The sequence below is a fragment of the Catonella sp. genome, assembly GCF_052169795.1.
GTDB lineage: Bacteria > Bacillota > Clostridia > Lachnospirales > Lachnospiraceae > Catonella.
In genome coordinates this window covers 1-24,005 of sequence record NZ_JBQNBU010000006.1, presented here as the reverse complement: position 1 = coordinate 24,005, position 24,005 = coordinate 1, and the positions used below count along the sequence as shown (strand labels likewise).

The window sequence follows — 24,005 nt, the reverse complement described above, 5'->3', positions numbered from 1 at the left end:
TTTGGTTGAATAAAAATTTTAAAATATTATTATTTACAACAAAATATTAAGCTATTACCCCACTTTTACTTATGGGATAATAGCTTTCCTATTATTTCTTATCTTCTGTTAATTTTTGAATTAAATCCATAATTATTTTAATTGAATCAGTCTGGGAACTCATTTCCATATTGCTTATGTATTCTTCCCTATTCTCATAGGTTCTATAAATGAGATCTAACAATCCTTCTTCCGTTATATCCTCTTCATTAAGTACCTCTGAAAATCCCTGCTTTTTAAATGAATCTGCATTCAAAATCTGATCTCCACGGCTTGACTTTGCAGAAAGAGGTATCAAGATATTAGGAATTCTTAAGGCTAAAAGTTCACAAATCGCATTTGCACCGGCTCTTGAAAGTGCTAAATCTGTAATTTTAAATATGTCTTTCATCTCCTCACTCACATATTCAAACTGAACATAACCCTTCATATCACTTAAACTCTCATCAAACTTTCCCTTACCGCAAAGATGAACTACATCAAACTTTTCAGTGAGTCTTGTAATTATCTTTCTTACAGCTTCATTTACAGCTACAGCACCAAGACTTCCCCCTACAACCAGAAGAACAGGCTTATCACCGGTAAATCCGCAGAAATTAAGTCCCTTTTCTCTATCACCCTTAAAAAGTTCTTCTCTTATAGGTGTTCCTGATAGAACGCCCTTTTCTTTAGGAAGTTTTTCCAATGCCTCCGGGAAATTAGCCAGTACATACTCCGCCTTAGGTATGCAAAGCTTATTGGCAAGCCCTGGTGACATATCTGACTCATGTATAATTGCCGGAATTTTACATTTTTTAGCGGCAAAAACTACGGGAACTGTTACAAATCCACCCTTCGAAAATACTACATCCGGCTTAACCAGTTTCAAAATTTTAACAGCCTCATTAAAACCTTTTAATACCCTAAACGGATCTGTTAAATTTTTAACACTCATGTATCTTCTCAGTTTTCCGGAAGATATTCCTACATAGTTGATGCCAAGATTTTCAATCATGGCTCTTTCCATCCCATCGTAAGAACCTATATAGTGAATCTCATAACCTTCTTTTTTTAATGCCGGAATAAGTGCAATATTGGGAGTCACATGACCGGCTGTCCCGCCACCGGTTAAAACTATTTTTTTCATTTTCAACCTCCAAAGTTCATATATAACTATCCTAGTATAAGACTTTAGCTTGAAAAATACAACATAAGTTATCCCATATATTTAACTTCATATCTTTTTCTTGATATGACTACTGAATCCCCCCTGCTAATCCTAACCCTGTCATAAGGAAGCATTCTTATTCCATTTAAGAAAGTACCATTTGTAGAGTTGAGGTCTGTAAGCCATAAGTCATCCTCTTCTTTATCAATTCGGGCATGAAATCTGCTCACAGTACTGTCTTCTATCCTATGGTTGGTTTTTTCTCCTGATTTTCCTATAAAAAATGGAAACTCAGTAAGCAAGATATTCTCATCATTCAGTTCTTCAGATTTTAGACAATAAATACCATTTCCAATCATAGCTCCTGTGAGCAATGTTGTAGGATTATACTCAACTTCTCGCTTCTCTACAACCCTGCTTTTTATTTCTCTTAGATTATAAGGCATTTCTTCCTCTACTGCTACCGGCATGTTTTCTTCCTTTACAGGCTTACTGCCAATATCTGCATTCAGATAATCCCATACTTGTTTAAATTTTGATTTCATATTGAATTTTTTATCCATAGTATTTCCTTTAGCTTGTTTATCTTTCACCGCCTTTTCTTTAATTGCCTTTTCTTTATTAATTGCCTTTTCTTTAACTATCTTTTTAGAATTAAATCTTCCTTTTAGTAAATCTTGTTTTTCTACATCTGTCCTCATCTTTTTATTTTCTTCATAAATATCTGGCTCAGTATCTCTGTCATATACTGATTTTTCCATCATTGCCTGTTTATTTTCCATCATAATCAATTCTTTTGCCCTAACATCCAAATTTTTATATGGTGCAGATAATATTTCTTCTGCCTTTTCCTTAATCTTAAAAAGACTGCTTCCTCCAATGTCTTTGTTTATGATTTCTTCACTATCTTTTGCTGCCTGATACATAGAATACATCATTTTAACTGCCCTATCATCCTTATAGTCCACCCTATCTAAGAGCCTTTCAAATAAAGATGTAAAACTTCCTTCTGTAGCATCATTGCCATAAATCCAGTAAAATTCTTCCTTTTTGCCATAATTTTCATAAATATATGTTTCATCTATTATCAGCCTGTTAAATGGTAACAGAAATTCTTCCATTCCTTTACATACCATTATTATTGAGCGAAGAAAACTCTCTGCCCGCTTTGCTGTTAATTTACTCATTTCAAAACTTTGTCTTATAGAAATAAGACCATTCATATCATAACATATATAATTTTCAGCATTTAAGCTTTTAAATCTTGCCGGAGCCAGAGATGGTATTTCATTTTTTATAAGCATTTCTGTCACATAATCCATCCTGCTAATTCTATCCGACTTTAAATAATTCTTTCCTCCGTCTTGAATGTAATTAAACTTTTCCATCTTACAACCATCCTCCTCACTCCTCTATACTTCCTATCTTTCTCACAAATTTCCAAGGTAGATACTCCTCATAACTTTCTTCAAAACTGCCATCTGTTAAATCTTTATCAAGATATTCTGATACAAAAGGAAAGATGGTAAATACGGCATTAGCTGATACAAAACATCTCCCACCTGATTTATGACTTTTCATTTCATCATATGAAAGATAAAATAAATTTTCATTGTTTTCTTTTGGAAAATTCCATTCACTATCAATATTTTCTGCAACATTCTTGATAAGTTCAGTCCTTATGTCACTCCTTAAAACAACTATATCATGCTCATAATATGCTAAAAATATAAGGGCAAATATAACAGTAATTATCATAGGAAATATTATTGCTGCTTCAATTACCATACTACCTTTTAACTTCATAGTCCCTCACTAAAAATAATTTTTATCATGATAAATGCCACAAATATAAATGGAATAAATGGATATTCCCTATTCTTCTGCTTAAATCCCAACTTTATTACTGCAAATATAAGAAATATGATATTTGCAATAAAGAAAATAATCAGCATACCAAAGATTCCTTCTGTAACTGCAATTAAAGATAAAACTATAGCATCCGCCATACCTAATGCTTGTTTTACAGCCAAACTAAAACCTATCAGTATACCTGCTGCCACTATTGAAGAAATACTTATAGAATTATTCCATACAGGCATTATAAGCCATATAATTATAACCGGTACTAATACTAAAATATGTATTTCTTTCTTCATATAATCAATTACTGCCAGTAAAGCTAACAGTCCTGCACTAATCATGTACTCTTCCACATCTTTCACAAGGGCGATATCCATTTGCTATGGCATCTATCTTTTTTATTTCTACCACTGTTCTTTTTAACCCCACACAGTTTTTATTCTTGTGTATCCTATTACCTTCTTTTGTAATAAAAACCATTCCATTCAAACCTCCTCTTGCACAATATTCACAGGGATAATACTTACCACCCCCATTATTCCTAAGTTTAGTCACTGAATTAAATTCAACCTCTCTTATTGATAGATTGATATGACTGCATATATTACTTGTATGATATACCTCACCATTTTTTGTAACAAACACTATCCTGTTATCTTCAGCATTACCACCCTCTTTACCATAATACAAATTCCCTGTAAATGGTCTTGCTACAGCCAGCCTTTCAAAATATGCACCGTTAAGAATCTCTCCTTTTGCAATTTCTATAAGTTGAGGATTTTTACCAATATCATCTTCTGTAAGATATGCTAATTTTGCCATCTCTCTTGCTTTGTCAGTTGCCTCTAAATTCAATTCTGCCTGAGTCTGTAAAAATTTTGTCCAAAATATTAATAGACTGATTGCCAGTATAAATAACGGAAGGGCAGCTGCCGCCTCAATAGTAAGACTTCCTTTTAACCTTTTCACTCTTTACTCCATTTACATAATGTTTATTAATTCAGCTGTTGCAGACTGTCCATATACCTGGATAAAATTTGACATTGTTTGCTATTTGATTCTGCTCTTTGTGGGATTTATAATTTTGATGAAATAATATATCAGGGTAACATATTACTTATATAACCTGCATTCATTGCCTATAGAAAACCTTATTTCCTCATAGCAATGACAGCATATCATAGGATGACTATTTCTTATTACTAAAAATATACACTCCTTTCTTTGATTGTATATGGACAGTCTGCAACAGCTGTTATTCTCTACAAAGGCTTTGTGAAACCTGTATTCTTGATTCCCAATTGCTAAAGTTCTTCTGCACTATCCCATCTAACATAGCAAGCCTAAATATTCTCGGCTCTACTTGTATCCTTACTTCACCTGTTATTCCTGCATATAAATTGTCTGCCCTGAAGCCATTATAATATCTTACCTTAATATTCTGTTCTATCAGTTTTACTGTTCTCACAGGCAAAGTATTTACGGCTAAAACAATGAATGAATCTAAAAAGCTTTCATACTTTAGCTTCATTCCTCCGGTATTTCCCGGAAACATAGGTATTTCTCCACCATTTAACAAAGTTCTTACTTCTTGTCTGGCCTCGTCTATTGCCCAACCCATAATGATACCCAATTTTATGATTTCTACTGCAGCAGGCAGTGCTAATGCTCCGGCTATGGCAATGGCTATAGCTTCAGCCTCGGCTACCTTATCCTGTCTTGTAAGAAGATAGCTATACCAAACCAATGTTCTTATACCGAATATTCTGTTGGCAACTGAACTAAGATTGCCCTCATCACTATTTTTGCCGGATATCAGATATTCAATACCATATTTTAATGCCTCTCTTTTATCATTTTCTTCACTCTTAGATAAAAAATTCTTAAAATGCTCTTTTGCATACATTATTAACAATCCATCATCTGCCAAAGTTTTATTCTCTTTCTCCATAGTTTCTATCTCATTCCAAACAGTATTATCTATATGTAATTTTGAAACTCTTTTTCCTGAAGATAAGAACATTCCCAAAAGACCTCCTGCAGCCCCCTCATTTGTTGCAATATCTAAATTTTTCTGATATTCTTTATATTTTTTCTTTGCTTCAGATTTTTTAATGGGCTTAACATTTATCTTTTCTTTATCTGAGCCTTCATTAACACCAACCACTTCCCCATCTGACAATCCTTTCACTTTATTTAGATTATCTTTAACTTTTTCTGCTTTTTCTTCAAGTTTTTTCTTTTCTCTTTCAATTTCTATTATCTTTTTCTCAGCCTCGACCTTGATTTTTAAAGCTTTTTTCATTGCATCTATTTCAGCAGTTTTTAATATATCTTTCTTACCAATCAATTTTTCTCCCATGCTTGTTGCTGTCCTATACTTCATGTAGGCTGCTGCCTGCTTTACAAAATAATAGCAGTTATTCTCTGTCATATTTTCCTTAAAACCAATCTCTGTAAAATCAGCTCTTGCACCCATATAATCATTATTTTCACTATGAAGCATCTTATTCAGATAAGAATTTCCCAGCTTTATAGCACCACCTTCACCATTTACTTCTGAGGCATCAACAAAAAACACATGATAATCATCCCAAACTTCTCTCTGGTACTCAGCTAAAATATTTTGGACTGCCAAATATGAATCATCTGTAGCAATTTCCCTTGCCACCGTAACTCTTGCAGACTCTAAAAGACTGCCCACAAGAGCTATGACAAGAATGAGAGCCAAAGATAAAAATATCGTGACACTTCCTTTTGCCCTCATTTATTTCTCCTTCCCTCTTTAGCTTAATGGAGCTACAATCTTTTTCTGATTGCCCTTTATCTTACTGAAAATTTCATCAATCATAGTTTTAAGATTATTCCTGAAAATTAATACTAAACCTAGGACAATGACTAATATCAAAATTATTTCAATTACAGCAATTCCTCTATTATCTTCTTGAATTTCTTTAATCCTGTCCTTTGCAAGCATTTTTTTCACTTCGAAGCCATAACAAAAATCTTTTGCTCTTTGCTTAATTTCTCCTAATACTCTCATATCATTCTCCTTTCACACTGCCATTATGGCAGGAACCATAATCACCAACATAATAAGTACCAACTGTATCATCATAGGCAGTAGAAGCTTTGTATCAGCCACCTCTCCCATAACTTTAGCATTATTCCTTCTTTCAAACATAGCTGCTTCAGACTCCGCTTCCAATCTCTTAAGCAACTGCCCCGAACCTAGTTTTAAACTCTGATTTATTACCGATACAAACTTAGCATACTGTGTTCCTCCTATCCTCCGTCCAAAATTCTCATAAGCCTCCCTTTCTGTCTTTCCGTTACCTATCTCCCAAAGTGTAAACCTAATCTCCTCGTTTAAACTTTTATTGGATGTAAAGCCTTTTTCAAGCTTTTTCCATACCGCCAAGATACCGAGTCCTGCACCTAAAAGAATAACAAAGCGTCCGACAAATTCTGTATAACCATTTTTCAATTCCTCCTCTCTTTCTTTTATCTTCTTTTTATTATCTTCATTAAAGACTACAAAAAGACAGATTATTAAAACAATCGCAAATCCTGCAATACTTCCTGTAATTTCTTTTTTAGGAAAAAAAGCTCTCACCATATGCCCTTCCACTTCATTAGGGATTTCAACAATCTCATTTTCACTACTTAATAATGCTAAATTTATCTTTTCTGTTACTGCATTTTTAAGCCTTTCTTCCTCTGTCAATGCTTTAGGAAAAACTATAATATCTATATATTTCTCCTTTTCCCTCTCTTCATAGCTAGTTAATATTTTAACAATTACCTTCCTCTTTTCCTTAACCAGTTCAAAATTAATATCTCCATTTTCAAATAGAACTTCACTTTCATCTGTACTAAAACTTATATCTACAGGATTTTCCGGTAGTTTAGGCTCTATATTTATACCGGTGATGACTTTTTCCTTACTTTCCCCTTCTCTGAACATATTCTTTTCAGTTTCCTCTAAAGCCTTGTTCAAATAATTATCAATCTCGTTCTCTGACAGTTTTTTAACATCTACCTGTCCTGTATAATTAATTTTCTCATCTGTATCAACTCCATCAACTTCTAATTCAAAACTTATATTCGTAGGATTCTCGTAGGACTTAGGCCTTATAAACTTTTTTACTTCTTCATTTTTTAGACGGCTATCATATATTAACCCTGCCACTATCCCCAGCACTGTAAGTAATAAGGATATTAATATGATTAATTTCTGTTTTTTATCAAATGCTCTATATGCTTCCATCTCACACCTTTATATCTGTTATTTTGTCAAACCACAAACAGCAAAAACCATAACCTGCCAACACACCACTCATTATAAGTCTCCCTGCAAGCCCCTGATACAGGCTTTTCATCATATCTGACATTGAAATATTCATATACAAAAGTATTGCCGGAAGAATCACTGTCATAAACTTACTTTCAAGTTTTTTACCACTGATAAAAGCCTGTATTTCCCTCTCCATCTCGTTTTTATCTACGATGCACCTTATTGTATGCTCCATAACCTGTATCAGATTTCCTCCTGCCCGCTTTGATACTTTACATACTTCTGCAAACTGATTTATATCATCTATATCACTCCTCTTTCCAAAATCATATAAAATATCTTCAACCGGAATATTCATTTTAAGACTACTTTCCATAGAAACAAGTTCACACATTATTAAAGAAGTATTATCATATAGACTGTAAAGCCTTTCTCTCGCTGAAAGTATGGCTCTCTCAAGTGAAGTTCCTGCCTTTAAGGATGAAAGGATAACTTGTAAAAATTCTACAAACTGGGCTGCCAATTCATTTTTACGATTTTCAATCAGATGTTTTCTATTGATTCTTTCAAATATAACTCCAAATGGAAGTACTATTAAAATTCCTATAATGGATTTATAAAAAAGCATCCCAAGACTTATAGATATAAGCGACCATATTCCTATTAGTTTAATCCATTCTAACTTATTTCTCTTATATTTTGAATAATTCATTTTTGCTAAAACCTGCCATTTCAAACTTTGACATTCTATTAGGATTTCCACACCTGACAAGCCCTAAGTCAGGCTTATATTCAAATATCTGATTTAATGTAATATTACCGGTATCATCTTCATATAATTCACTTATTTCCAAAACCTTCCTCCTCCCATCCTTAAGCCGTCCGAGATATATAATATAGTCAATTGCCGATACAATTTGTCTCTTTGCAGCATCTAAAGGTATATTTGCACCTGTAAGTACAAGTGTTTCAAGCCTTGATACTGTATCTGCTGCTGAATTTGAATGGATTGTCGACTCTCCATAATGCCCTGTATTAAATGCATTAAGAAGCATTATTGCTGCCTTCCCATCCCTCACCTCTCCCACCAATATCCTGTCAGGTCTCATTCTTAGTGAGGACTTTATTAAATCTCCTATTCCTATTTCTCCCCTTCCTTCCACATTGGCATTTCTTGTTTCCATCTGAACAAGATTGGGTATTCCAAATAACTGCAATTCTGCTGAATCTTCAATTATTATCACCCTTTCTTTTTTAGGTATATAATCAGCAAGAGCATTTAGAAATGAAGTTTTGCCTGAAGATGTTCCACCACTCACTATAATATTACAACCTGTTTCCATAAGTATCTGTATAAAATCTGCTGCTTCAGAGGTTAATGTCTCAAATTCCAGTAGTCTTTTCATCGTCATTGGAATTTTAGGAAATTTTCTTATCGTAACTACTGCTCCTCCGAGTGCAATAGGTGGAAGTACCACATTTACCCTTGAGCCATCAGTAAGCCTTGCATCTACAATAGGCTCTGCTTCATTTACTGTACGATTTACCTTTGCCACTATCTGCTGAATTATATCTTCAAGTTCCTCCTCAGAATTTATCCTGCCTTCAAACTTCTGTATTCTACCATTTCTTTCAATAAAAATATTTTCAGGTCCATTAACCATAATTTCAGAAATGCTTTCATCATCTATCAGCTGTTGTAAAATCCCCAGCCTCCTTACCGAGTTAAATATCTCAATACAGAGATTTTTCTTTTCTGTAATACTGATGTATTCATCGCTATTTAGGTTTAAAACCCTTTCTTCGATTTCATTCATCACCTCTTCATCTGTAAGTTCTCTTGAAAAATCAAGTCGGTCTAACAATTCTTCTTTAATTTTATATCCAAGTGTCTGTTCCAAATTCTATTATTTCCACCCTTCTTTCCACATCTGCCATACCTAACCTTTTAAAGTGAGATATTAAATTTTCTGCACTTTCCCTGTCACCCTTCTTTCTTGTTACAACAATCTCTATATGAGATCCTGCTTTCATAAGCTCAAAAGTTGCACGATTTAAAATCCCTAGATTTACTAAAATAAAGTCATACTCACTAAGTCCCTTAAATAGGCTTAGCAAAGTTTTCACATCTTCTTTTGTAAGCTCATCCAAATCAAGAGGACAGTTAACCGGCATTATCCTGCCCGATATATCTTCTCTTTCTATTAATGATTTAAATTTCCATTTAAGTTTCTCTCCTCCCTGTTTCAAATAATAAATGAGTTCGGACATTCCTCTTCCTTCTTTATACCTGTCTTCAGATTGTCCCTGAAATTGTTCCATATTTATATAAAGTACAGAACCTTTATTCTTTAGATCTGAAAGTAATAAGTCAGTATACTCTTCCCTTTCAAGGCTACTCTTAGTTGAAAATATAATGTTGAGATTATTTTCTGAAATTAGTTCTTCTTCGTCTTGAATAATAATAGATTTTAGTTCTTTAGTTATAGCTTTTGCCGATTGATACTTATAAATCCAAGGTCCATTAGTTTCTATCTCTTTAGTATTTACAAGGCTTATAATCTTATCTTCATTTATTTTACCTTTAATGCTGTCTTTATCAAACCCTTCGCCCAAAATAACATAACTGCTTTTTCTTTCTTCTAAATAACTTACAAGCTTATTAGAATCAGAAAATGCAACTGTTACAATTCCTAACTCCATATTTTTATTAAGATAATCTGATAAAGCCTCAACATAAGCCTCTTCTTTATCATAAATTGCCAGAGTTTCCCCTTGCAAGACTACACCACCTCCTTGTATATTTTGGGTACACAAAAAAGACTATTATAAAATAGACCTCTTACACATATTAATTTTTATTTTTGAAAATAAATGATAATTTTTAATAAACTTCAAATAATTATTTTAAATATTACTACAGAACAGCGAATTATTTATTTTAATTTTTAGGGAGACCGGATTACCGGTCGCCCTTATGTTTTTTAATTATTTCCTGATACCTTCTTGCAGCTGCATCCATCTCAGGATCATCTTCTTCATTTTTTACGGCTGAATGTTCCATTTCCTCAAGCTCTTCATTTAATAAAGCTAAATCTTCCGGACTGAAAAAATTATCCATATGAACCTCTTTTCTTTGTATCTATGTAAATAGTATATACATAGATTTAATTTTTTTCAATATGTAACTTTGTTGAAATTTGCTTGAAATTTTTGTGAAAGTCTAACAAAGTTTATTGGTAAAAAACTGCGATTTTTACCAATTTAACTCTTACTCTTCCTTCTTACCAAGCATCTGCCCCAAGGTTCTCCAACCAAGTACCGCACACTTAACCCTTGCAGGCATATGGGCTATATCCCTTAAAGCAATAGCTTCATCAAGTTCAAGAAGAACCTCATCTTCCTTAACTTCACCTCTAATCATTCCCATAAAAAGTTCTGAAAGCCTAAGTGCTTCCTCCTTCTCTTTACCTATTACAAGGTCTAACATCATATCTGCAGATGCCTGTGAGATTGCACAGCCTGTTCCTGTATAACCGCCATCCACTACTACATTATCTTCGATCTGTAATTTAAGTGTAATATCATCTCCACAGCTTGGGTTAACCCCCCTAAGCTCTATGGTAGGATTCTCTATTTCCTGCTTGTTATTAGGATGCATATTGTGCTCTGTAAGTATTTCATTGTAAATGCTTCTAAGCTCCATAACCAAGCCACCCCCTTACCTTTGTTAAACTATCTAAAAATCTCTCAACTTCTTCTTCTGTATTGTAAAAATATAAACTTGCCCTAAGTGTAGAGTTAAGACCTAAAAACTTCATTAGAGGCTGTGCACAATGATGTCCTGCCCTAACACAAATTTTTGCTTCATTCAGAATAGAGGCACTGTCATGTGGATGTACATCATCTATTGTAAATGTTATTATTCCATTATGCTCCTCAAATCTGTCAGAACCCACAATATTAATATAAGGAAGTGACTTCATTCCTTCAAACATCATTTTGGTAAGCCTAAGTTCTGTCTCTTCTATATAGTCAAAACCAATATTGTCCAGGTAATCCATTGCGGCATTAAGCCCAACAGCACCACCTACATTTACAGTACCTGCTTCGAACTTATGTGGAACTTCTGCATAAGTAGCGGAATTAAGTTCCACATACTCTATCATTTCTCCACCTGTAAGAAATGGCGGCATTTTATTTAACAGCTTTTTCTTACCATAAACCACACCTATTCCCATAGGTGCAAGCATCTTATGCCCTGAAAATACATAAAAGTCTGCATCAAGTTCTCTCACATTTACCCTTGTATGAGGTACTGCCTGTGCTCCGTCTATAACAGCTACCGCTCCTACATTATGAGCTGCTTTTATTATCTTTTCTATCGGATTTCTCCTCCCAAGCACATTGGAAATATGGGCTATACTTACTATTTTGGTTTTCTCGGTAATCTTCTTCTCTATTTCTTCATCTGAAATAAATCCTGTCATATCAGGTGTAAGAAAAACAAGCTTTGCTCCCGTTTTTCCAGCCGCCTCCTGCCAAGGAAGAAGGTTGCTATGATGCTCCATTACGGTAAGCACCACCTCATCTCCTTCTTTTAGAAAAGTTTCTCCATAACTTCGTGCAATCAGGTTAAGGCTTTCCGTAGCATTCCTTGTAAAGATGATTTCAGATGCAGATTCTGCTCCAATAAATTTAGCGGTTCTTTCTCTTGCATTTTCATAAGCAGCGGTAGCCTTAACGGAAAGATCATATACCCCTCTAAGAGGATTGGCATTTTCACTTTCATAATACTTTATCATTTTTTCAAGCACTATGTCAGGCTTTTGGGTTGTAGCAGCATTGTCAAAGTAAATCAAATCAGGATACTCATTAAAAAATTTAAAATCCTTTCTAAAATTACTGCTCATCGTTAAAAACCTCACTTACATATTTTATAACTCTGCCTTCAGTTTCATCATCACCTATTTTTTCAGTAACCGCATTTATATAAGCCTCTGTCATCAGCTGTTTTGCCGCCTTTTCATCTATACCTCGGCTCTTAATATAGAACATAAGTTTCTCATCAATTCGTCCTATTGTAGCACCATGGTCACCCTCTACATCTTCTTCATGACAGAGGATTAATGGAACTGATTTATTAATTATTTTAGGAGAAAATAATAAGGTATCTTCCTTTTCAAAACCTCTTGCTCCCTTAGCACCCTCTTTAAAATCAATAGTTCCCCTGTATACTTTAGTGGAATTATCAAGAAGAACACCACTTGCATCCATATTACAAGATACCTTTTTTCCCCATTCATTAGTAATAAAATTCATATCAAGCAGGCTTTCCCCTCTGCACAGGTATCCGGCAGCACTATTATATTCACTTTTTCTTCCTACAAGCTCTGTCCTTACTCCTACATAAGAGCGCTTACCTCCAAGCTCAAGCTGTACAAGTTCTGCTTTAGCATTATTTTCAAGGTGGAAACCTAAATCATCAAAGTGATCTGTATTTTCTGAAAGCATATTTACCCTTACCAGCTTTACTCTGGCGTTTTCACAGACATAAACTCTGGTCTGAAGTCCTACGAGGTTTTCTTTATTTTCAGATTCAAATACTTCAATAAGTGTGAGTTCAGAGCCTTCACTTACATAGATTATATTGTTATTAATTGAATTATTGCTACCTGCCTTATACACTATTTTGACAGGATTACTGACTGAATTTCCCTTTTTGGTAGCGATTACTTTGACAGGTATTTCTGCTGCTTTTAATGCATTTCTTACTATATCTGTAGAAGGTGCATCTTTTACTTCCCTATCCCTTCTGTTTTCATCTTCAAGGCTGTCTCCACCCGCCTTAGAGTCAAGGTACATAGCCTCCATTCCTGTCTTCACAAAATCCGCCCTGGCTACAATTTCCTCATATAAGCTGCCCTTAGTAAGAAGTTCTACACCATCTTGAAGAGAGATGTCAAAACCATTCTCGCCATTAACTTCATAAGAAAAATCTATTTCTGCATAGCTGTTCTTCATTCTTCCGTAAGTAAGAGTTGGAAGATAATTTACAGCTCCTTTTAATTCAAACTTCATTACATACCTCCCTTCATCTCAAGCTGAATGAGGTTATTCATTTCAACTGCGTACTCAAGAGGAAGTTCTTTAGATACCGGATTTGCAAAACCGCTTACTATCATAGCCCTTGCCTCATCCTCGCTTATTCCCCTTGACATAAGATAAAATACCGCATCATCACTTATTCTTCCTATCTTTGCCTCATGTCCTATATCCGTATCATCCGTCCTTATGTCCATGGCAGGAATTGTATCGGAACGACTGTCGCTATCAAGCATAAGAGACTGACAGGAAACAAAGGCTTTACTGCGTTTCGCCCCTTCTCTGACTGTAACCATACTTCTATAAGTATTAGTTCCGCCTCCCTTTGATACTGACTTTGTATTGATAATAGAAGAAGTATCCTCTCCTATATGCACCATCTTAGCTCCTGTATCAAGGTTCTGTCCTTTTCCTGCAAAAGTAATTCCTGTAAATTCGCTTCTCGAGCCATTTCCTTTGAGAATACTCATAGGGTAAAGATAAGACACATGAGAGCCGAATGAACCTGAAACCCATTCAATTACACCATTTTCTTCAACTATAGCCCTTTTGGTATTCAGGTTGTACATATTTTTTGACCAGTTTTCTATTGTTGAATATCTAAGTCTGGCATTTTTCTTAACAAAAAGCTCTACACAGCCTGCGTGGAGGTTTGCAACATTGTACTTAGGTGCGGAACATCCTTCTATGAAATGAAGATCTGCTCCCTCATCTACTATAATCAATGTATGTTCAAACTGTCCTGCACCTGCCGCATTTAATCTGAAATATGACTGCAAAGGTATGTCCACCTTAACTCCCTTTGGTACATAGACAAAAGAACCGCCTGACCAGACTGCACCATGCAAAGCCGCAAACTTATGGTCTGAAGGTGGAACAAGTTTCATAAAATACTCACGAATCATCTCTCCATACTCACCATGCATGGCTGATTCTAAATCTGTGTAAATAACTCCAAGAGCGGCTACCTCTTCTCTTACACTATGATATACAAGCTCCGAGTCATACTGTGCCCCCACTCCTGCAAGCGAAAGTCTTTCTGCTTCAGGAATACCGAGTTTTTCGAAGGTATTCTTAATATTATCCGGAACTTCTTCCCAACTTCCCTTCATATCACCCTTATGGCGTACATAGGTCATTATTGTATTCATATCAAGTCCCTCAATGGACGGACCCCAAGCAGGAGTTTTCATATTATTATAAATATCTAAAGACTTAAGACGGAAATCCCTCATCCACTCAGGATCATTTTTTTCCTTTGAAATCTGCAAGACTATTTCTGTACTCAGTCCCTTATCAAGTTTCAGAAAGTCCTCATCATTTTCATCATATCTAAAGTCATAGAAAGAGCTGTCTATATCATCTATGACCATTTTTTCATTCTTATCTAAATCAGCCATTTTACTCTCCTACATTCTCAAATCTTGCAAATCCATTGTTATTAATCTCTTCAACAAGGTCAGGACCGGCTGTTTCTACAAGTTTACCCTTGACCATAATATGTGTATAATCTACCTTCAAAGCCTCCAAAATTCTTGTACTGTGAGTTATAATTAAAAGTGCTCCATCTCTATTTTTCTGATATGCCTCTATTCCACGGCTCACCGTCCTAACCGCATCCACATCAAGCCCTGAATCTGTCTCATCTAAAATTGCAAGCTTAGGACGGAGCATAAGCATCTGTAAAATCTCGGATTTTTTCTTCTCACCGCCTGAAAATCCAACATTTAAGTCTCTTGTAAGATAGGATTCATCCATCTGCAAGATTTCCATAGCCTCTTTTAAATCTTTCTTAAACTGCATAATCTTAAGCGGTTTACCGGTAATCTGCCTTATTGCATTCCTTAAAAAACTTTCCAGCGAAATGCCTGCTATTTCATAAGGACTTTGAAATGAAAGAAACATACCCTTCTTAGCCCTAACATCTGCTCCATCCTCTACAATACTTTCACCATCAAGTAAGATATCTCCCGATTTTATTTCATATTCAGGATTTCCCATCAATGTAAATCCCAGTGTAGACTTTCCTGCACCATTGGGTCCCATAAGGACATGAGTTTCCCCTGTACCTATTGAAAAATCGACATTTTTAAGTATTTCTGTATCATCTATTGCTACTGATAAATTTTTTACTTTTAATAATTCCGACATAACTGCCTCCTAATTCATAATTAACTCTTTTAATTCCTACTAATTTAGTACGAATTCAATTTCTATATTATAACTGTTGTAGAAGAAAGTTTCAATAAGTTAGAAGCGACTAATACAGGCATTTTTTAATTTTTTTATTTTGTTTATGAATTTATACAATTTTTTATATTTAAAATATAAAAATCGCCCTCCAATATTATTAGAGAGCGAAGAATTGAAATATTATTTGCTAACTGCCATATTTGATATTGTATCAGTTAAAACCTTAGAAAAATCAATTCCCAATCTTATTCCCAAGTCATTAGCCCACTTAGGAATATTTAGAGTTTTCATAACCAATGTTTTATCACGAATATATTTTTCTACATCAACGACAATCATAGTTACAAAACCATCTTCACATTCCAGATTATTTATTTGACTAGGTTTCGGAATAATTTCACCTTTTTCAATCATATCTGCAAGTGTCATACCAAGAACCTCTTCTGCCATCTTCATTCCAAAAACAATATCATCTTCATCTATGCAAGTATAAACTCCATCTATATCCTTGCACTCTATAAAATATCCTCCATCTTCATCATGATGAAACAAGAATGGAAAAGCCATATTAAGATTTTTTTCAGACATATCATAACCTCCCATATAATCCTGCATCTTTTAATATCCTTTGTTCCAATCCCTTTTTTAAATCTTTATTACTATGCACCGGTACTGTAATCCTTTTTCCATTTTTAAATAGCTGACAGTGTGAACCTTCCTGCCTTTCTAATTTCCATCCATTTTGTTTTAATAGTTTAAGCATTTCTTTACCTGTAAGCGGCATTTATCAGTCTCCCCATATTTTATTTTACTTTTTCTTTATGTAGGTGTCAACAACATCTTATATACCTCTCTTTTAGGTATGCCCCTGTCAAGTGCCACCGCTTTCATAGCCTCCTTTTTATCCATTCCCTTATCAAGATATATCTTCATATGCTCATTTATATCCATTTCCTTAAATGACTCTTCTTTTTCTTTCTTGATGTCTTCTATCTTCTTGCCTTCTATTACAAGTACGAACTCACCACGAGGCTCATTTTCCCCATAATGTACGAGAGCCTCTTCTAAAGTTGTTAAAAATACATTTTCATGAAGTTTTGTTAATTCTTTAACAACTGTAAGCCTTCTATTGCCAAGTGCTGATAAAAGTTCTGAAATAGTCTTTTTAAGCCTGTGCGGAGCTTCATATATAATTAGAGTTCTTGTTTCAGTTTTAAGTTCTTCTAAAATAGCAGATTTTTCCTTTTTATCTGTAGGCAAAAAAGCCTCAAAGGCAAAGCGTCTTGTAGAAAGACCTGATAATGTAAGTGCTGTAACACAGGCTACCGCTCCTGGAAGAGAAGTCACCTCAATTCCCGCCTCATAACACTGTCTTACAAGCTCCTCGCCCGGATCTGATATTCCCGGAGTGCCTGCATCAGTTATAAGTGCAACATTTTCTCCATTTAGCATCCTGGCTACCAAGACCTTGGCCTTATCATATTTATTAAATTCATGATAACTGGTAAGTTGGGATTTAATTTCAAAATGATTAAGAAGTTTAATAGAATTTCTGGTATCTTCTGCTGCTATCACATCTACTTCTTTAAGAGTTCTCACCACTCTGAAAGTAATATCTTCCAAATTGCCAATAGGAGTGGCACATAAATATAACTTTCCAGCCATACGCTTCCTTTCTAATATCTGTAATCTCTCATCATTTCTTCGGTATATTTACCGTTTTCATCATATACAATCAGAGGTTTTTCAACTTTTAACCTGGGTTTTCCGTATTTTACAGCTTCAATAAGAACCATATTAGGCTCTTTATCTTCACTTGGATATACAAGCCTCATTCTTTTGGGCTCAAGATTATATTTTTTAAGGCTTTCAAAAATTTCAGGTAGTCTAAAAGGTCTATGTACCATAAACAATTTCCCATTTGCCTTTAATAAATAGCTTGCTGCCTTAACTACATCCTCCAAAGTACAAAGTATCTCATGCCTTGCTATCTGCTTTGGAGCATCAGGATTTACAATACCATGCTCATTTATCATATAGGGTGGATTAGAAGTTACAATGTCAAAACTCTGTTTATCAAATAACAGGCTTACTTCCTTTATGTCTCCGGTAATTATATCAATATTAGTGATTTTGTTACCATTTACACTTCTTCTTGCCATATCGGCACTTTCTTCTTGTACTTCAAGACCTGTGAAATGCTCTCCATCTGTCTTAGCCCATAAAAGTAAAGGCAAAATACCTGTACCTGTACCTAAGTCTATAATCTTATTCCCTTTTTTGGCATAAGCAAAGCCTGATAAAAGCACTGCATCCATTCCAAAGCAGAACTTATCAGGCGATTGTATAATATGGAGTCCGCTTATTTCAAGGTCATCAAGCCTTTCTTTCTCTTTTAGCTTAAATTCCATTTTCCATCCTTTAATCTAAATGTGACTTCCTCTCAGCTCTTTCAAGTGCCTCCAAAGCCTTAATTTCATAAGATTCATGTTCCCTGTCATTTTTTCTTTTTTTAGGTTTAAACTTTAGTTCTTCAGCCTTATACTCTTTGATTTCCTTGACACCGCTTTCATTCTCAATTATCACCTTTACAAGCTGTTTTAAGGCACTTACGAAACTAACTTCTCCCTTAAATCCCTCTGCAGTTTCTACGATATCTCCAATATCAGGAAGAGTTGAATTAAGGTATTCATAAGCGGCTTCCTCATTTTTAAGACAGCACATAAGTCTTCCACAAACACCTGATATTTTACTTGGATTAAGGGAAAAATTCTGATCCTTAGCCATTTTTATTGAAACAGGTATGAATTCCGATAAAAATGTATGACAACAGATTGGTCTGCCGCAGATGCCTACTCCCCCCTTCATCTTGGCCTCATCTCTTACTCCAATCTGCCTGAGTTCTATTCTGGTTTTAAATATAAAGGCAAGGTCTTTTACAAGTTCTCTAAAGTCTATCCTTCCTTCAGCTGTAAAATAAAACATTATCTTGTTATTATCAAATGTATATTCACAGGCTATCAGCTTCATAGCCAGCTCATGCTGCCTTATTTTTTCAAGACAGGCAGCGTAAGCATCAGCCTCTTTTTCTTTGTTCTTCCTGTCTATTTCATCATCTTCAGGAGTTGCTATTCTTATAACCTCTTTTAACGGTTGGACAACCTTATCTTCTTCTATTTCTTTCCTGCCTATCACTACAAGCCCGTATTCCACGCCTCGTGCAGTCTCCACTATTACATGCATTCCGACACTTATATCAAGATCTTCAGGATCAAAAAAATAAATTTTTCCGGCCCTCTTAAATCTTACACCAATTACTGTTACCATATTTCTCCAATCTGTCTAAATTCATTTATCTTTCATGTACATAAACATAAGTTCTATTGCTGTTTCAAATTTTACATTTGCATCCAAACGCTTTTTAGTCTTTTCCATACTTTCAATGGCTCTCTCTATAGAACTATAGCTTCTTGTAGCTATCTGTTCATGCAAAAACTTATCTTCCTCTTTAAAAAGAAGCCTATTGACATCTTTGGTTGCCTTCAATACTAACAAATCTCTAAACCAAAGTATCATAAGTTCAATACAGTCCTTTATTTCTTTTTTATATCCTTCCAAATTGATAATGTTTGTGACTTCTTCGGTAATACTGTCTTTATCCAAATTTTTTAACATATTGATCACAACATTTTTCATTTCAAGGAAATCTTCATCACAGGCATACCTTACTGCCCTTCCCACATTACCCGCTGAAAACTTTGCAGCCATATCTGCTACATAATCGACAACTTTATAATTTTCAATAAGATAATCCTTTATCTTATTTACTTCAATAGGCTTTATGTCAAGAGTAATACACCTTGATTTTATCGTAGGTAAAAGTCTGTCTTTATTTGAAGAAAGCAAGATTATTATAACATATTCAGGCGGCTCTTCAATAGTCTTAAGCAATGCATTCTGAGCCTGCTCATTCATTCTCTCCGCCTCTTTTACTATATAAACTTTATACTTGCCATAAGGAAAAATATCACTTGTTCCAACTATTTTAGAGCGTATCTCATCCACACTTATGCCTGTAGACTTATCCGGTTCCACATATATTATATCAGGACTATTGCCATTATCAACCTGTTTACATACAAGCTGCTTTTCTTCATCAGAAGACTTACCGCAACATAATATCATTTTTGCAAACTCCTTAGCCAAAAAGAGTTTCCCCATTCCCTTTTCACCTTCAAATATGTACGCATGGGAAAATTCTTCCTTAGCCGTAGCAGTCCTCATATATTCTACAAGGTCTTCCCTTCCTAAAATATCAGTATTCATATCCATCTCCTGTATTAGGTTAAAATATCCAGCAAAAGTCCCTGAATCTCATCAATTTTTCCAAGTATGCCTATAGCATCCTTTTCATCTTTTACAAGTTCCTCTGCCAGCTTGTCAAGTTCTTGGTCTATTACCCTTATTATACCATAAACTCTGTGCCTGCCCCTCCTGTCCAGATAATTCTCCCTTGAAAATTCATGGCTTCTCGTAAGTACCTCATTCAAAAATTCTTTTATAAGGCCTCGGTAATGTTTCATATCCCTTATGTCCATGTGCTTTTTAAGTTTTTTGCCTTCCATGGTTATAGAATTCATCATTGCCGTCAGTCTTTCAGCCAAAGAATTGTCTTCTATATTTTTTATAAGTGTAAACTTAAATTGCCCGTCAGCCACCTTATCTGTCTTTTCTACTGCTGTAGTCTTGGGTGCTATCAAAGGATTAATCTTTATATCCATATCAGTTTTCCTTTATAAAATCAATTATTCTATTGGTACAGCAATCCAATTTTTCATTTAGAAATCTATATTCTTCATCTACCTCAAATTCTTTAAGATTTTCCTCACTAAAATCTTCACTGTCAGCCAAAAATCTCCGACATACTTCAGCAATATTGGGTTTTGCCTGCTTTTCTTCACGACTTACAGCCCTTTTTAATAGCTCCACATCCGAAACTTCTATATAAATCGGCTTAACCCTCTCTTTTCCAAAATACTTCCTAAGACCGGCAAAACCTGCCAATGTATTAATACAAATATAATCTCCACTTGTTAAGTCCATTGTACTGTCATCTACTGTAAAATAATACCATGGTCCGTCAATAGTATGAAAGCATCTCTCTTCTATGACCTTACCTGATTCTCGCAATTTCTTAAGTTCAGCCTCAGTTACAAAATGATACTCGACACCTTCAGTTTCATTTTTTCTCATAGGACGAGTTGTATATGGAATAAGTTCTCTTAAGTCTAAACCCTCCAAAAGTTTCTTATATATGCTGTCCTTTCCCGTAGCACTTTTTCCCATCAGCACAAACAAAAATCCCATTACCGTCACATCCTCCATAAACATCTATACCGGTGGATACTGCTATTTTTATTTTTGCTACAGTATCCCTATCAATAACTTCCCCCGGAACTAATATAGGAATGCCGGGAGGATAAAAATAAACATAGTCTGCTGCAATTAAGCCTTCTGCTTCCTCTAATTTAACCTTTTGCTTACCAAATTTTACTGAGTTTTCTACCGCTTCAAAAGGAAGCAACTTAATCTTCGGTAAAAAATTAAAAGCCTCATCCCTTAAAGTATAATCAAAATTTGCCTCATTATCAAGTTTAAAGAATGTTTCATCTTTATCTAAAGCAAAAAGAGCCTTAGACAGCCTTTCAAAAGCCTCATCCGTATCAAAAATACTTGTCATTGCAACTACATAGTCTTTTGACTTCATCTCCATAACAAGATGGTATTTTTCATATAAAAGCTTATAAAGTTTTGCTCCCAAATTCATACCTGCGCTCATCACTAACTTACCATTATCATAAGCAAATGAATCAGGTGGAATACAGAGCCTTATATTTTTTAGCAAAGCCATCTCATTTCTAAATTTTACAAGTCGTTCCTTATAGGATGAAAATAGTTCCTCTCCATGTTTCCTAATCAAAATTAGACTGTTTTCCATTCCTGCAAGAAAAATATAGGAAGGGCTTGAAGTCTCAAGAATATTGAACTGCCTGCGTATTCTCCTTATTAATGTTTCATTATCTAAACAAATATGTAAAATGGCTGTTTGGGTAAATGAAGGCAGGGTTTTATGCAGGCTCTGTACCACAAAGTCCGCACCCAACCTAACTGCCGATTCGGGAAAATATTTATCAAAGCCGAAATGTGCTCCATGTGCCTCATCCACCATAAGATAAGCACCGTACTTATGACAGATTTTTGCAATTTCACCAATGTCAGAAACCACTCCCTCGTAAGTAGGAGAAGTAATAACTACCATTTTTATAGAATTATTAAGCTTAAAAGCATCTTCCACCTCTTGTGGCTCAAGGCTCAGATACATACCGTATTCATCTGTCTTACCTACAAAATAATGCGGCACAAGTCCATAGAGTTCCACTCCATGGTAGACAGATTTATGACAGTTTCTGGCAATAAGCACTGTTTCACCTCTGCTAATAAGTCCAAGTACAGCTAAGATTGCCCCTGTGCTTCCATTTACAGAGTAGATACTTTCCTTTGCCCCGTATAATACGGCTGCCAAACTCTCTGCTTTTTTTATTATACTTTCCGGATTATGGAGATTGTCAAAATTATCAATTTCCGTTATGTCTATGTCAAACGGAGAAAGTCCCTCCTGCCAAATTCCATATTTTTTTATCATTTCATGATTCCGTTTATGTCCCGGCATATGAAACGGATAATAGTCACTGTCTTTATGTTTAATAAGATTGTTATATATATTATTCATTTTTTCCTATATGCAAAAGACCGAAAGGTTTGGCTTTCGGTCTTTTGATGCTTATTTTAGCCTGCTGTCTGTTATCATACAGCGGAATGTAAGTTCTAATTTTATATAGACTGTCCAGCCTTCCTTCTCTCCACATCCTTCCTCGCAAGATAAAGAGCATCAGAAGCCGCAAAATCATCAAAAATTCCCCAACTGTAGGATGATGTATTCTCTACAATTGTAGAATTTTCGTGTTTACTTACACCAAAACATTCTACAGCTGTATCCTTCATCTCTTCTTTTACTTCTAATGGCTGCGTTACCCTTTTTTTAGCCTTCTTCTTTTCAAATGATTCATTAAATCCTGTGAAGTCAGATTTAACTGTCTCCTCTCTTACTATCTGTCTGTTTGCCGTCTGACCTGCCTCCCTAAATGCCTTCACTGACTTTCCCTGATGATTACTCTGTAAAACTGCATTATAGTCATTATTTGTCCTTGGAATCACATTTTGAGCCACTTGCTCGCCTATATTCTGTGTATTATTTTTTCCCTTACCCCTCTTCCCTGCAATCATTATAATAATAAATACTATTACTGCTATAATTTCCATACTTTCCTCCTTAATAAGCCAGCTTATTCAGCCAAATACCTTTTTTAACCATAAAATAACCAATTACACATTTTATAAGACTTACAAGCTGTACAAGCAGAAATACCGTTACTATATTCAATGTTGTTAAATGAACTAAAATATAGGCTGTCGGCACTGATACAATACACATAAATACACTGTCAAATAAAAATGTGATAAAGGTCTTACCACCTGAACGGATGGTGAAATAACAGCAGGTTTCAAATGCATATATAGGCATACAACCTGCTGCCACCCTGATAAATGAAGCCGCCAATCCTTTTATCTCATCTGTTGTATTGTATATCATTGGAAAAAACGGTGCAAGCATCATAAGCAGAAAAGCTGTAATTAAACACAAAATTTCAGTAAAAAATATAAGTTTTACTGAATATTCTTTCGCCTCTTCCATCTCTCCTGCACCAAGTCTTCTACCTAATATTATTGAAATCGCACTTCCCATAGCAATGATGCCTACATTGAAAAGATTAGCTATAATCTGTGAAATATTCAATGCTCCGACAACAGCAAGACCTCTTACAGAATAATTTTGAAGAAGTGCTGCTACCCCCATCGACCAAAGAGTCTCATTTAATATAAGTGGTGTTCCCTTAGCAGCCATGTCCTTTGCAAGTACAACAGGTATTCTAAAGTGCTTGAATGCTCCTTTTATAAACGGCTGTCTTTTGCTATGAGTATGTGTCCATATTACCACAACAGCCATCTCTACATATCGTGCTATTACCGTAGCTATGGCAGCACCCGCAACTCCAAGTGCAGGTGCTCCTAATTTACCGTAAATAAGTACATAGTTCAATGAAAGATTTACAATAACTGAAACTATCCCTGCCTTCATAGGTATTATTGTTTCTTCCACACATCTTAGAGTATCTCCATAAGCCTGTGAAATAGCAAATGCAGGAAGTCCGATAAGCATATAAGAAAGATAAATCTTAGCCT

At 35.0% G+C, this 24,005-nt stretch carries 28 protein-coding genes; all 28 read right to left on the bottom strand.

All coding sequences use genetic code 11. The features are described 5' to 3' along the window. Nucleotides 1-91: 91 nt before the first annotated feature. Nucleotides 92-1,165: an undecaprenyldiphospho-muramoylpentapeptide beta-N-acetylglucosaminyltransferase gene (locus ACTTKP_RS01715; RefSeq protein WP_442552183.1), complete on the bottom strand. Its 1,074-nt coding sequence runs from the start codon at nt 1,163-1,165 to the stop codon at nt 92-94. Nucleotides 1,166-1,233: 68 nt separating this feature from the next. After that, the gene (locus ACTTKP_RS01710; protein ID WP_442552182.1) at nt 1,234-2,574 is read right to left on the bottom strand and encodes a DUF6382 domain-containing protein; all 1,341 of its coding nucleotides are present in this window, start codon (nt 2,572-2,574) and stop codon (nt 1,234-1,236) included. Between the two features lie 16 nt (nt 2,575-2,590). Next, complete coding sequence (locus ACTTKP_RS01705) at nt 2,591-2,992, bottom strand: TadE family protein (RefSeq protein WP_442552181.1); 402 nt, start codon at nt 2,990-2,992, stop codon at nt 2,591-2,593. Then, a complete protein-coding gene (locus ACTTKP_RS01700; RefSeq protein ID WP_442552180.1) occupies nt 2,989-3,411 on the bottom strand; it encodes a hypothetical protein in 423 nt (140 codons plus the stop codon). Before ACTTKP_RS01700 ends, ACTTKP_RS01705 begins: the two co-directional genes overlap by 4 nt. After that, nucleotides 3,383-4,018: a hypothetical protein gene (locus ACTTKP_RS01695; protein WP_442552179.1), complete on the bottom strand. Its 636-nt coding sequence runs from the start codon at nt 4,016-4,018 to the stop codon at nt 3,383-3,385. The genes ACTTKP_RS01700 and ACTTKP_RS01695 overlap by 29 nt, the downstream gene beginning before the upstream one ends. Before the next feature lie 286 nt (nt 4,019-4,304). Then, the gene (locus ACTTKP_RS01690; RefSeq protein ID WP_442552178.1) at nt 4,305-5,816 is read right to left on the bottom strand and encodes a DUF5702 domain-containing protein; all 1,512 of its coding nucleotides are present in this window, start codon (nt 5,814-5,816) and stop codon (nt 4,305-4,307) included. An 18-nt stretch (nt 5,817-5,834) separates the two neighbouring features. Beyond that, nucleotides 5,835-6,092 (bottom strand): Flp1 family type IVb pilin, encoded by a 258-nt coding sequence (locus ACTTKP_RS01685; protein ID WP_442552177.1) that lies wholly within the window; start codon nt 6,090-6,092, stop codon nt 5,835-5,837. Between the two features lie 12 nt (nt 6,093-6,104). Then, entirely contained in the window at nt 6,105-7,319 is a 1,215-nt protein-coding gene (locus tag ACTTKP_RS01680) for a type II secretion system F family protein (RefSeq protein WP_442552175.1), read from the bottom strand. Nucleotide 7,320: 1 nt separating this feature from the next. Beyond that, complete coding sequence (locus ACTTKP_RS01675; RefSeq protein WP_442552174.1) at nt 7,321-8,058, bottom strand: type II secretion system F family protein; 738 nt, start codon at nt 8,056-8,058, stop codon at nt 7,321-7,323. Then, nucleotides 8,039-9,247 (bottom strand): CpaF family protein, encoded by a 1,209-nt coding sequence (locus ACTTKP_RS01670; RefSeq protein WP_442552173.1) that lies wholly within the window; start codon nt 9,245-9,247, stop codon nt 8,039-8,041. The genes ACTTKP_RS01675 and ACTTKP_RS01670 overlap by 20 nt, the downstream gene beginning before the upstream one ends. Then, a complete protein-coding gene (locus ACTTKP_RS01665; RefSeq protein WP_442552172.1) occupies nt 9,225-10,127 on the bottom strand; it encodes a hypothetical protein in 903 nt (300 codons plus the stop codon). The genes ACTTKP_RS01670 and ACTTKP_RS01665 overlap by 23 nt, the downstream gene beginning before the upstream one ends. Before the next feature lie 181 nt (nt 10,128-10,308). Next, the gene (locus tag ACTTKP_RS01660) at nt 10,309-10,467 is read right to left on the bottom strand and encodes a hypothetical protein (protein WP_442552171.1); all 159 of its coding nucleotides are present in this window, start codon (nt 10,465-10,467) and stop codon (nt 10,309-10,311) included. A 150-nt stretch (nt 10,468-10,617) separates the two neighbouring features. Further along, complete coding sequence (sufU, locus tag ACTTKP_RS01655) at nt 10,618-11,052, bottom strand: Fe-S cluster assembly sulfur transfer protein SufU (protein ID WP_442552170.1); 435 nt, start codon at nt 11,050-11,052, stop codon at nt 10,618-10,620. Beyond that, a complete protein-coding gene (locus tag ACTTKP_RS01650; RefSeq protein WP_442552169.1) occupies nt 11,042-12,259 on the bottom strand; it encodes an aminotransferase class V-fold PLP-dependent enzyme in 1,218 nt (405 codons plus the stop codon). Before ACTTKP_RS01650 ends, sufU begins: the two co-directional genes overlap by 11 nt. After that, nucleotides 12,249-13,427: a SufB/SufD family protein gene (locus tag ACTTKP_RS01645; RefSeq protein ID WP_442552168.1), complete on the bottom strand. Its 1,179-nt coding sequence runs from the start codon at nt 13,425-13,427 to the stop codon at nt 12,249-12,251. Before ACTTKP_RS01645 ends, ACTTKP_RS01650 begins: the two co-directional genes overlap by 11 nt. Beyond that, nucleotides 13,427-14,851, bottom strand: coding sequence for a Fe-S cluster assembly protein SufB (gene sufB, locus ACTTKP_RS01640; RefSeq protein WP_442552167.1), 1,425 nt, complete (start codon nt 14,849-14,851; stop codon nt 13,427-13,429). Before sufB ends, ACTTKP_RS01645 begins: the two co-directional genes overlap by 1 nt. Nucleotide 14,852: 1 nt before the next feature. After that, nucleotides 14,853-15,602, bottom strand: a complete 750-nt coding sequence (gene sufC, locus ACTTKP_RS01635; protein ID WP_442552166.1) for a Fe-S cluster assembly ATPase SufC — start codon at nt 15,600-15,602, stop codon at nt 14,853-14,855. Nucleotides 15,603-15,824: 222 nt separating this feature from the next. Beyond that, nucleotides 15,825-16,232 carry a type II toxin-antitoxin system HicB family antitoxin gene (locus ACTTKP_RS01630; protein WP_442552165.1) on the bottom strand — a complete coding sequence of 136 codons (408 nt, stop codon included), beginning with the start codon at nt 16,230-16,232 and terminating at the stop codon, nt 15,825-15,827. 1 nt (nt 16,233) lies between these two features. Further along, nucleotides 16,234-16,428, bottom strand: a complete 195-nt coding sequence (locus ACTTKP_RS01625) for a type II toxin-antitoxin system HicA family toxin (RefSeq protein ID WP_442552164.1) — start codon at nt 16,426-16,428, stop codon at nt 16,234-16,236. Between the two features lie 35 nt (nt 16,429-16,463). Next, nucleotides 16,464-17,309, bottom strand: a complete 846-nt coding sequence (gene rsmI, locus ACTTKP_RS01620; RefSeq protein ID WP_442552163.1) for a 16S rRNA (cytidine(1402)-2'-O)-methyltransferase — start codon at nt 17,307-17,309, stop codon at nt 16,464-16,466. A gap of 11 nt (nt 17,310-17,320) precedes the next feature. Beyond that, nucleotides 17,321-18,055 carry a tRNA1(Val) (adenine(37)-N6)-methyltransferase gene (locus ACTTKP_RS01615; protein ID WP_442552162.1) on the bottom strand — a complete coding sequence of 245 codons (735 nt, stop codon included), beginning with the start codon at nt 18,053-18,055 and terminating at the stop codon, nt 17,321-17,323. A 10-nt stretch (nt 18,056-18,065) separates the two neighbouring features. Continuing rightward, nucleotides 18,066-18,971, bottom strand: coding sequence for a PSP1 domain-containing protein (locus ACTTKP_RS01610; protein ID WP_442552161.1), 906 nt, complete (start codon nt 18,969-18,971; stop codon nt 18,066-18,068). A gap of 21 nt (nt 18,972-18,992) precedes the next feature. Next, the gene (locus tag ACTTKP_RS01605) at nt 18,993-19,970 is read right to left on the bottom strand and encodes a DNA polymerase III subunit (protein ID WP_442552160.1); all 978 of its coding nucleotides are present in this window, start codon (nt 19,968-19,970) and stop codon (nt 18,993-18,995) included. Between the two features lie 14 nt (nt 19,971-19,984). Continuing rightward, a complete protein-coding gene (locus tag ACTTKP_RS01600; protein ID WP_442552159.1) occupies nt 19,985-20,425 on the bottom strand; it encodes a YaaR family protein in 441 nt (146 codons plus the stop codon). A gap of 1 nt (nt 20,426) precedes the next feature. After that, a complete protein-coding gene (locus ACTTKP_RS01595; RefSeq protein WP_442552158.1) occupies nt 20,427-21,011 on the bottom strand; it encodes a guanylate kinase in 585 nt (194 codons plus the stop codon). Beyond that, entirely contained in the window at nt 20,953-22,434 is a 1,482-nt protein-coding gene (locus tag ACTTKP_RS01590) for an aminotransferase class I/II-fold pyridoxal phosphate-dependent enzyme (protein WP_442552156.1), read from the bottom strand. Before ACTTKP_RS01590 ends, ACTTKP_RS01595 begins: the two co-directional genes overlap by 59 nt. A gap of 101 nt (nt 22,435-22,535) precedes the next feature. Next, nucleotides 22,536-23,024 carry a hypothetical protein gene (locus ACTTKP_RS01585; RefSeq protein ID WP_442552155.1) on the bottom strand — a complete coding sequence of 163 codons (489 nt, stop codon included), beginning with the start codon at nt 23,022-23,024 and terminating at the stop codon, nt 22,536-22,538. Between the two features lie 10 nt (nt 23,025-23,034). Beyond that, nucleotides 23,035-24,005, bottom strand: a 971-nt coding sequence (locus tag ACTTKP_RS01580; protein ID WP_442552154.1) for an MATE family efflux transporter, incomplete at its 5' end; no start/stop codon positions are given.

Excerpts from the sequence above, each read along its gene's own strand:
- ACTTKP_RS01605 (WP_442552160.1), bottom strand. The coding sequence starts at position 19,970 with ATGAATACTGATATTTTAGGAAGGGAAGACCTTGTAGAATATATGAGG.
- ACTTKP_RS01595 (WP_442552158.1), bottom strand. The coding sequence starts at position 21,011 with ATGGGATTTTTGTTTGTGCTGATGGGAAAAAGTGCTACGGGAAAGGAC.
- ACTTKP_RS01625 (WP_442552164.1), bottom strand. The coding sequence starts at position 16,428 with ATGCCGCTTACAGGTAAAGAAATGCTTAAACTATTAAAACAAAATGGA.
- ACTTKP_RS01715 (WP_442552183.1), bottom strand. The coding sequence starts at position 1,165 with ATGAAAAAAATAGTTTTAACCGGTGGCGGGACAGCCGGTCATGTGACT.
- ACTTKP_RS01660 (WP_442552171.1), bottom strand. The coding sequence starts at position 10,467 with ATGGATAATTTTTTCAGTCCGGAAGATTTAGCTTTATTAAATGAAGAG.
- ACTTKP_RS01590 (WP_442552156.1), bottom strand. The coding sequence starts at position 22,434 with ATGAATAATATATATAACAATCTTATTAAACATAAAGACAGTGACTAT.
- ACTTKP_RS01685 (WP_442552177.1), bottom strand. The coding sequence starts at position 6,092 with ATGAGAGTATTAGGAGAAATTAAGCAAAGAGCAAAAGATTTTTGTTAT.
- sufB (WP_442552167.1), bottom strand. The coding sequence starts at position 14,851 with ATGGCTGATTTAGATAAGAATGAAAAAATGGTCATAGATGATATAGAC.
- ACTTKP_RS01585 (WP_442552155.1), bottom strand. The coding sequence starts at position 23,024 with ATGGAAATTATAGCAGTAATAGTATTTATTATTATAATGATTGCAGGG.
- ACTTKP_RS01680 (WP_442552175.1), bottom strand. The coding sequence starts at position 7,319 with ATGGAAGCATATAGAGCATTTGATAAAAAACAGAAATTAATCATATTA.
- ACTTKP_RS01690 (WP_442552178.1), bottom strand. The coding sequence starts at position 5,816 with ATGAGGGCAAAAGGAAGTGTCACGATATTTTTATCTTTGGCTCTCATT.
- ACTTKP_RS01600 (WP_442552159.1), bottom strand. The coding sequence starts at position 20,425 with ATGGATATAAAGATTAATCCTTTGATAGCACCCAAGACTACAGCAGTA.
- ACTTKP_RS01645 (WP_442552168.1), bottom strand. The coding sequence starts at position 13,427 with ATGAAGTTTGAATTAAAAGGAGCTGTAAATTATCTTCCAACTCTTACT.
- rsmI (WP_442552163.1), bottom strand. The coding sequence starts at position 17,309 with ATGGCTGGAAAGTTATATTTATGTGCCACTCCTATTGGCAATTTGGAA.
- ACTTKP_RS01705 (WP_442552181.1), bottom strand. The coding sequence starts at position 2,992 with ATGAAGTTAAAAGGTAGTATGGTAATTGAAGCAGCAATAATATTTCCT.
- ACTTKP_RS01675 (WP_442552174.1), bottom strand. The coding sequence starts at position 8,058 with ATGAATTATTCAAAATATAAGAGAAATAAGTTAGAATGGATTAAACTA.
- sufU (WP_442552170.1), bottom strand. The coding sequence starts at position 11,052 with ATGGAGCTTAGAAGCATTTACAATGAAATACTTACAGAGCACAATATG.
- ACTTKP_RS01630 (WP_442552165.1), bottom strand. The coding sequence starts at position 16,232 with ATGTCTGAAAAAAATCTTAATATGGCTTTTCCATTCTTGTTTCATCAT.
- ACTTKP_RS01610 (WP_442552161.1), bottom strand. The coding sequence starts at position 18,971 with ATGGTAACAGTAATTGGTGTAAGATTTAAGAGGGCCGGAAAAATTTAT.
- sufC (WP_442552166.1), bottom strand. The coding sequence starts at position 15,602 with ATGTCGGAATTATTAAAAGTAAAAAATTTATCAGTAGCAATAGATGAT.
- ACTTKP_RS01710 (WP_442552182.1), bottom strand. The coding sequence starts at position 2,574 with ATGGAAAAGTTTAATTACATTCAAGACGGAGGAAAGAATTATTTAAAG.
- ACTTKP_RS01615 (WP_442552162.1), bottom strand. The coding sequence starts at position 18,055 with ATGGAATTTAAGCTAAAAGAGAAAGAAAGGCTTGATGACCTTGAAATA.
- ACTTKP_RS01650 (WP_442552169.1), bottom strand. The coding sequence starts at position 12,259 with ATGAGCAGTAATTTTAGAAAGGATTTTAAATTTTTTAATGAGTATCCT.